Annotated in this window: 7 protein-coding genes and 1 pseudogene; 7 read left to right on the forward strand and 1 reads right to left on the reverse strand. The window is 48.4% G+C overall.

What is annotated here, in order from left to right; translation table 11 throughout:
* From AZ66_RS23970 to AZ66_RS23980, 4 genes are all read left to right on the forward strand, one after another.
* Positions 1–1,099 (forward strand): UDP-glucose--hexose-1-phosphate uridylyltransferase (locus AZ66_RS23970; protein ID WP_052648813.1); only part of this gene is annotated, 1,099 nt, incomplete at its 5' end.
* 28 nt (positions 1,100–1,127) lie between these two features.
* Complete coding sequence (locus AZ66_RS33040) at positions 1,128–1,448, forward strand: hypothetical protein (RefSeq protein WP_052648815.1); 321 nt, start codon at positions 1,128–1,130, stop codon at positions 1,446–1,448.
* 2 nt (positions 1,449–1,450) lie between these two features.
* Positions 1,451–2,398, forward strand: a complete 948-nt coding sequence (locus tag AZ66_RS23975; RefSeq protein ID WP_231587017.1) for a hypothetical protein — start codon at positions 1,451–1,453, stop codon at positions 2,396–2,398.
* Between the two features lie 441 nt (positions 2,399–2,839).
* Positions 2,840–4,372, forward strand: coding sequence for a copper amine oxidase N-terminal domain-containing protein (locus tag AZ66_RS23980; protein ID WP_036620262.1), 1,533 nt, complete (start codon positions 2,840–2,842; stop codon positions 4,370–4,372).
* A gap of 136 nt (positions 4,373–4,508) precedes the next feature.
* Here AZ66_RS23980 and AZ66_RS23985 read toward each other — a convergent pair whose 3' ends face one another.
* The gene (locus AZ66_RS23985) at positions 4,509–5,261 is read right to left on the reverse strand and encodes an IclR family transcriptional regulator (protein ID WP_044357161.1); all 753 of its coding nucleotides are present in this window, start codon (positions 5,259–5,261) and stop codon (positions 4,509–4,511) included.
* A gap of 237 nt (positions 5,262–5,498) precedes the next feature.
* Between AZ66_RS23985 and AZ66_RS23990 the strand changes: the two genes are divergently transcribed.
* The 3 genes and pseudogenes from AZ66_RS23990 to AZ66_RS24000 form a co-directional block, all read left to right on the forward strand.
* Positions 5,499–6,596, forward strand: a complete 1,098-nt coding sequence (locus AZ66_RS23990) for an extracellular solute-binding protein (protein ID WP_044357162.1) — start codon at positions 5,499–5,501, stop codon at positions 6,594–6,596.
* Between the two features lie 31 nt (positions 6,597–6,627).
* A complete protein-coding gene (locus AZ66_RS23995; RefSeq protein ID WP_044357163.1) occupies positions 6,628–7,737 on the forward strand; it encodes an ABC transporter ATP-binding protein in 1,110 nt (369 codons plus the stop codon).
* A gap of 3 nt (positions 7,738–7,740) precedes the next feature.
* Positions 7,741–7,971, forward strand: a pseudogene (locus AZ66_RS24000) (ABC transporter permease); the annotation flags it as partial.

Below are 7,971 nucleotides of genomic sequence, written 5' to 3' on the forward strand. Positions count from 1 at the left end.
GCCAGAGCCTTGTTCAAGCTTCCGAGATGAGCAATGGGAAGCTATTCCGGATGAACCGCATCATATACTCGATGAGCTGCTGGATTATGCCTATGAGAGCGGGATTCTTCCAGATTGCACAATGACGCAGCGCGATCTACTTGATGCTAGGATTATGGGGCTTCTCATGGCGCGTCCTTCTGAGATGCAGGATCGTTTCCAACGCATACGGATGACGGATGGAATGGAGCGTGCAACCGATGATTTCTATCGTCTCAATCAAAAGTGCAATTATATTCGGACTGATCGTGTCCGCAACAATGAATACTGGCTCCATATGAGTGAGTTCGGTGAAATGGAAATGACGATCAACTTGTCGAAGCCGGAGAAGAGTCCGCAGGAAATTGCGCTTGCTGCGCAGTTGTCCGCATCTCACTATCCCGAATGTCTGCTCTGCGCGGATAATGTAGGGTATGCAGGAAGACTGGATCATCCTGCCCGGCAAAATTTGCGCATTCTCCCAGTGGAGTTGAACGGAGAAGCATGGTATTTCCAATACTCGCCGTATGTGTATTATAACGAGCACAGCATTATTTTCAACAGCGAGCATATTCCGATGAAACTAACGCGTAATACGTTTGCCCGTTTGCTGCACTTTACGGAGCAATTCCCGCATTATTTCATTGGTTCCAATGCTGACCTGCCCATTGTAGGTGGATCGATCCTTAGTCATGATCACTTCCAAGCGGGCAGACATACGTTCCCAATTGAACGAGCGCCGATCGAGACTCGGTTCACACATTCGGCATACCCTGGCGTAACTGCAGGGATTGTTCACTGGCCAATGTCAGTGCTGCGCCTGCAAGGTGAGCAGCCGGATGTCCTGCTACAATGTGCAGACGAAATCTATGAGCAGTGGAAGCTGTACAGTGATGACAGCGTAGGGATTGCAGCGAGTACGACTCGTGACGGAGAATCGATTCGTCACAATACGATTACGCCAATTGTAAGGCGCCGGGGTTCGTTATTCGAGATGGACTTGGTGCTTCGCAACAATCGCACAGATGAGGTTCACCCTGAGGGCATCTTCCGATCCACACCGAGAGCATCACCATATTAAGAGGGAAAATATCGGGTTAATTGAAGTGATGGGGCTTGCGATTCTCCCAGGGCGTCTGAAGCAAGATATTGAGCGGATTACGACTCTGTTGTCCGAACAAGGACAATGGGGGGAGGCAAGGGATCAACTGAAAGAAACTGATAGCCTATATCCTCATCGTGTTTGGGTGGATCAATTACTGGATCAATACGGGATTATGGCAGCTGACAAGGCTAGACAGGTCATTTTGCATGAAATCGGCAATAAGTTCGTGACCATACTGGGTCAAGCGGGCGTATTCAAGCATGATGAGTTGGGACGCGAGGCCTTCTGCCGCTTCGCCATGGCATGCGGGTATGAGCAAAAATAGCCATGTTCGAATTTAGAAGACATCCTGATAGTGAGAAGAATGAAGCAAAAGGGATGAGGACGGAAGGGGAAACGATAGTGGCTGCTTTACAGATGAACACAATCCAGCATGAACGCTGGGGCGAAAGTTTGCACCTAGAGAATGGAACATATGAGGTAATTGTGCCGCTTACATTCGGCATCCGAATTATGCATTTCAGCTTATGCGGTCAAGAAAATATGCTGTTCGAGGATCGTGAAGGGGCGATCCGGCAGGAGGGAGAAGCGTTCCATGCCTTAGGCAGCGACGGTTGGCTGCTTCGCGGCGGGCATCGGTTATGGGCAAGTCCAGAAGCTTATCCGCGGACGTACACGCCGGATGATCGGCCTATTGAATACGTACGAACAGCGTCAGGCGTGAGATTGATTGCTCCGGTAGAACCATGGACGCAATGCGCCAAAGAGATCGAACTGATCTTCCAGCAAGACGACCTCGTTGTCATCCACCGTATTGCTAATAAGGGAGCATGGCCGATTCAGCTGGCGCCGTGGGCGATTACGGTTATGGCTCCGGGCGGTACAGCTGTTGTTCCGCAGATTACAAGAGATACCGGTCTGCTCCCGAACCGCTCCATTTCGCTGTGGTCATATGCTGCTATGAATGATGAACGGGTGACATGGGGTGAACGGCATATCGAAGTGAAGCAAGTTGCTCACCTGAAGCAAGCGTTCAAGTTCGGTATGCTTCAAGAGGAGGGCAAGGCGTCTTATACAAGAAATGGAGTCGTTTTTGAGAAGCGCTATGAACCGATTTCTGGTGCGAGTTATCCGGACGGGGGCTGCTCCTTTGAACTGTATACGAACGAGCATATATTGGAACTAGAGTCACTCGGGCCGCTTGTTACCTTGGAACCAGAAGCTATAGCAACCCATCAGGAAGTGTGGAGCTTGGCTCCAATCAAGGATGTGTAATCTGCAATGTGGAACGAAGCGGAATTCAGTGATTTTCCACAATGAACGAATAGCTAATTTAGATGTCTAGTACTTCCATACGAATGATTGAATAGGCATTGCTACATTTAGGCGCTGTCCGCTGTATTTCTTGGAATATAGCTGGCAGCGCTTTTTCTATTCAGGCAGTGAGACGGTTGGAGGACGGCTGATACAGATAACAGATGATTGGCAAGAACAGCTACAAGAACAACTACAAGAACAACTACAAGAATAACTACTAGAGTAATTGCAGGAGTAACTGCAGCCAACAGGGGATCTCCGTTATAGTGTCGGAATTATTTCCTTTACACGGTATTCCGATGTCCTTCATAATGGTCATGAGGTACATACAGCTTACGTATCGCAGCGGAATTATAGTGGCAGGTATTCGATATGAAATGGAAAGAGGGGAAACGGGACATGAAAACATGCAAGTGGTTAGCAATGTGCATGGCGGCAGTTCTTGTGCTGTTAACAGGCTGCCAATCGATTGGCGGACTTGATGTGACGAAGGTAATGAAAAAGCAGCTGGACATCAACTCGTATGAAGCACAGCAGACGATGAGCATTCATTTTGAACCGGCATCTGGCAAACTGCGAGATGATGATGCTGCAATGATAAAAGCATTCAACGATGCGCAATTGACGGTTCAAGTGAAGGCGCAGGATGCTCAGCGTTTTTCGATGAGTGGCAAGTTGAAGGTGGCAAGCGACGAGGTTCCGTTCACGATTGGTTGGAAAGACAATCGTATGGCGCTTAAGCTAGAGGGAGCTAAATCCCCTATTGTAATTAGCAATGATATGAATACCCAGCTTTTACCCACTGTTCAGCCTGCTTCTAAGCAACTGAAGGCTTTTGCTGAATCTACGATAACGCTATTCGGCAAGCATGCGCCGAATCCTCAAAATGCATCTGTAAAGCAAGTCACAGAGCAAATAATGGGACAATCGCTGCCTCTATCGCAGCTTCATATTGAATTCGGAGGCAATGAATTGGTGCCATGGGTGAAGCAGTTGCTTCAATCCGCTCTGAAGGACGAAGAGGGTATGAAGGCTTGGTTTCTAGAAATGGGCAAATGGTACGTACCAATGCTAACGGCTGCGCTATCGCAAGCAGCTCCTGAGATGGAAGGCTCGGTTCCAGACATTCTAACGGATGGCGAGATATTTGGATTGACGGCGTACAAGATGTTCAAGGAACAACTGCCGTCCATCATTTCACAGCTGGATCAAGACTATGAGGCTTGGGTGAAGAGCAATCCGGACGCGGCAGTTCTGCTCGGGCCAGATACGAAGCTCGTCTTGGATCTGTATACAGATCAGGAATCGAATATTCGTAAGCTGAATGCATCGTTGGCGATCGCTGTTCCGGCTTCTGCTGACGCTCCGTTCAAGAAGGTTACCATTAACCAATCAACCGAATATGGAAATCTGAATGGAAATGTGAAGGTGGATGACGTGGATTTCTCCTCTTCCGTATCCCTAACAGATCCAGAGATGACGCCTGGCAAGTGGCTCAGACACTTCGACCCTTCATCTGTGGCGTACAAATGGCTGAAGCAAGCGGGAGTAACGAAGAAGTGGACGACAATCCCTGTCTCAACAACGAACTATGACGACTGGTTCTATGATGATATGGCGCTGCCATATACGAAGAGTGGAACGATGATGGTTCCGCTGCGCGTTATTACGGAGGAATTCGATGCGAAGCTGAAGTGGGAAGACAAGACGAAGCTGACCATTACAGATGATATTACGGGAACCATAACCGAGCTGACATTGAAGAGCAAGCAGGCGAAGGTTGGGGGACAGACGATTGACATGCCGTTAGCACCGGAAGCGAAGGATGGGCAATTATATGTTCCGCTCCGCTCGCTGGCGCAAATACTGGGCTTTACGTTTACGATCAATAAACAGGATGGGTCGCAGTGGCTCGAACTGAACCGTGAATAACGGTTCCGCTGTGCGAATTGTGATCATCCAATAGCAAGAACAACAATAAGGGAAGCGGGTTGAGGGGAAGGTTCCTCTTCAATCCAGCTTCCCTTATGTATGATGAGGGCGATGCGTTGCTTGCAAAGATACGCGTCTAACTAAAGCCTTGCAGGCGCGACATCTCTTGTGTCAGCTGCAGAAGCATGCTGATCCAGCGATCGACATGAGGCTCCATTCGATCACTAGGGCCGATTAGGCTAATGGCTGCATGTACAGAGCCATCACCATGGAAGATCGGTGCAGCAATGCCGGTTACGCCAATATTGCGCATGTTGGAGCTTATCTCATAGCCCTGCTCGCGAATATTTGCAAGACGCTGGCTCATTTGCTCGCGCTCCGTGATGGAGTAGTTCGTGAAGGCAGTCATTGGTTCTTCGAGCACGGTCTGCTGCAGCGACTCCGGACTATAGGCGAGAATAACGCGCGAGGCACTTGTCGCATAGAGCGGAAATCGCCGATAGGCATCAATGATGAAGCGGATTGGCAGCGGGGAGTCGAGCTTGTCGACATAGATCGCGTCCTGCTGATCGCGAATACATAAGCATACTGACTCCTTCGTCAAGTCTGCGAGCTGCTGCAAGTAAGGTCTTGCAAAGCTGACCATATCATCATCGTTTTTTACCTTATTTCCTAATTCCAGCAGTGTATACCCTAATGAATACAGCTTCGTCCGTGGATGCTGCTTGATCAGTCCTTCGCTCTCCAAGGTGGTCAGCATTTTATGGACAGCCCCCTTAGACCACTGCAATTCGCGGCTTAAATCCGTGACTCCCCATTCCTTCGATCCGTGAAGAAACAGCTTCAGCAGTGTACAGCATTTCTGAACGGATGACAGATAGTGCTCCATATTCTCTCTCCTATGATCGTACTAGCCGATATTTTCAATTGGTGGCATGATGCTGACAAATGGAAATATGGCGTTGTTCAAGTAATTGTGCGAGTACTGGGTACAAATTGTGTTAAAATGTGACAAATTTCATGGTTCTATATTGAACATACCATGCCCCTATGCTAAAATCAAACCAAGATTCACCAATTATAAACACTGTTCACTAATAGTGAACAAATTTGGGGGAGGAATACAATGAAAGCACGTCGCTGGGCATCATTGATATTAACTTTAACCTTGATCGGCTCTTTGTTGGCTGCTTGCGGATCTTCAAATTCCAGCAGCAAAGATGGAAGCGGTTCCAATGGTTCGTCTGTGGAAGGTGAATTGGTTATCGCCGGGAATGGAGCTACGGTAGAGACCTTGATGAAGGACGAAATTTTCAAAAAATTCAATGAAAAATACCCAGACGTAAAGCTGTCCTATGTATCGGGCGTATCGACAGATATTGTAGCCAAGGTCACGGCACAGCAGGGATCTCCGCAAATTGATGTAGCTGTCATTGAAGGTGGCGAGCAGGAGGCAGGCCGAGAGAAGGGACTATGGGAAGCACTCGATCCTGGACAGATTCCGAACATGTCCAAAGTTGACGAACAACTGAAGATCAATGAAAACAGCGGCGTAACGGTCAACTATACCCCAATGGGCATCTCATACAATGTCAAGCTGGTGAAGGAGAAGGGACTGCCTGTACCGGAGTCTTGGAATGATCTTGCTCTTTCTGCAATGAAGGGAAATATTACGCTGACTGAAATGTCGAGCAACTTCGGCCGTTCAGCAACCATTATGCTTGCTTATGCCAATGGCGGTTCTGAGAAGGACATGGCTGGAGGCTTCGATAAACTGAAGACAATCGCAGGTTATATGCCGACATTCGCCAAGACTGCGGCTCAGCTGCAGCAGAATTTGCAAAATAACACAGCAGCATATACAGCTTGGACGATGGCAAGAAGTATCGTACAGAAGGATCAAGGCGTGGACTTGCAGTTCGTCATTCCGAAAGAAGGCGCCAACATCGTGCCGAACGTCGCTTCCTTAATCAAGGGTGCGAAGCATCCTAATGCTGCCAAAGCATTCATCGATTTCCTACTGACGGATGAAGTACAGACGCTGTATGCGACGAAATTGTATTACAACACGGCTGTTGATGTGAAGCTGCCTGAGGATACGGCGAAGCTGCTTGATTTTGATAAAAGTAAAATTGTGAAATTCGACTACGGTGTCATTAGTGACAATACGAAGCAATGGCTCGACCAGTTCAATAAGGAAGTAGCGCCTCTCGTAGGTAAATAACTTATAGATAATCAGGATGGAGGATATGCTCATGACGATCACGTACGACGTAGAATTGCAGGGCGTTCATAAGCGCTTCGGTGGAACGGTCGTCGTTGACAATTTCAACTTGGGAGTGGAACGGGGAGAGTGTGTTACTTTCCTCGGGCCCTCGGGTTGTGGGAAGACGACGACATTAAATATGATCGCCGGCTTCTTAGAACCGGATGGAGGAGAACTGCGAATTAAAGGCAAATCCATGCATGGTGTTCCTGCGAATAAACGAGACCTCGGCATGGTATTTCAGACGTACTCGTTATTTCCGCATATGACAGTCGGAGAAAATGTTGCATACGGCTTGAAGCTGAGAAAGACATCGAAGTCGGAGATGGCGGATCGCGTGAAGAAGGTGCTTGATCTGGTGAAGCTTCCGCATGTCATAGATCGATATCCGAAGCAATTGTCAGGAGGACAGCGGCAGCGGATCGCTATCGCTCGGGCACTTGTGACGGAGCCGTCACTGCTGCTGCTGGATGAACCACTTAGTAATCTCGATGCGAAGCTAAGAGAGGAATTAAGGGAGGAAATGAAGCGTCTGCAGCAGGAAATCGGCGTAACGACGATATTTGTCACACATGATCAAGAAGAAGCAATGTATCTCTCTGATCGAATTGTCGTGCTCGATCACGGAGCTGTAGAGCAGATTGGGACTCCTGAGCAAATCTATCATGAGCCAGCTTCAGCGTTTGTGCATGAATTTATTGGCAAATCCAATCGCTTCGAAGCTACTGTTGTTGCTGTAAACGATCATTGGGGGGAACTGCGTACAGCTGGAGGAATAAGGCTGAAGGCTGAACGTAATGGATACTCGTTCAAGGAAGGAGAGCAGGTGCTCGCTTATGTCCGGCCTGAACATATTCGAATGGAAGCGGCACGATCGGAAGCTGGAGATTCCTCGAATGAACCCAATAGCTCGCATGGAGCTGTTTCGCTGGTGTCCTTCCTTGGTTCGTATGGAGAGATGGTTGTACGAACAGCCGATGGTTTGATCAGTGTGCGAACTCATTCCCAGCGTCGTCATCAACATGTGTCAGACGAACAACTGGTGAAGCTTACATGGGATGAGCAAGATGTCATCGTCTTTCCGCGGAAGGAGGGCTAGCAAATGGCGAAGCCCGCAGGAAGTAAGTCTTGGGCAGCTCTACTGCTGCTTGTTCCCAGCCTGATCGTGATACTGGGTGTATTTGTACTGCCGATGCTGTACATGTTCGTGATTAGCATTCGTGAAGATGGAGGAACCGGCGCATTTACATTGGAGCAATATGCATTATTTTTTCAAGATCCGTACTATGTAGAGGTGCTGTGGAGGACAATCAAGCTTAGTCTGTACACAGTA

Origin of the sequence: Paenibacillus sp. E194, from assembly GCF_000935845.1 — a bacterium.
In the GTDB taxonomy this organism is placed as follows: domain Bacteria; phylum Bacillota; class Bacilli; order Paenibacillales; family Paenibacillaceae; genus Paenibacillus_B; species Paenibacillus_B alvei_B.

What these genes read in the sequence shown, in the direction of transcription:
- AZ66_RS33040 (WP_052648815.1), top strand. Translation starts at nt 1,128, where the DNA reads ATGGGGCTTGCGATTCTCCCAGGGCGTCTGAAGCAAGATATTGAGCGG.
- AZ66_RS23975 (WP_231587017.1), top strand. Translation starts at nt 1,451, where the DNA reads ATGTTCGAATTTAGAAGACATCCTGATAGTGAGAAGAATGAAGCAAAA.
- AZ66_RS23980 (WP_036620262.1), top strand. Translation starts at nt 2,840, where the DNA reads ATGAAAACATGCAAGTGGTTAGCAATGTGCATGGCGGCAGTTCTTGTG.
- AZ66_RS23985 (WP_044357161.1), bottom strand. Translation starts at nt 5,261, where the DNA reads ATGGAGCACTATCTGTCATCCGTTCAGAAATGCTGTACACTGCTGAAG.
- AZ66_RS23990 (WP_044357162.1), top strand. Translation starts at nt 5,499, where the DNA reads ATGAAAGCACGTCGCTGGGCATCATTGATATTAACTTTAACCTTGATC.
- AZ66_RS23995 (WP_044357163.1), top strand. Translation starts at nt 6,628, where the DNA reads ATGACGATCACGTACGACGTAGAATTGCAGGGCGTTCATAAGCGCTTC.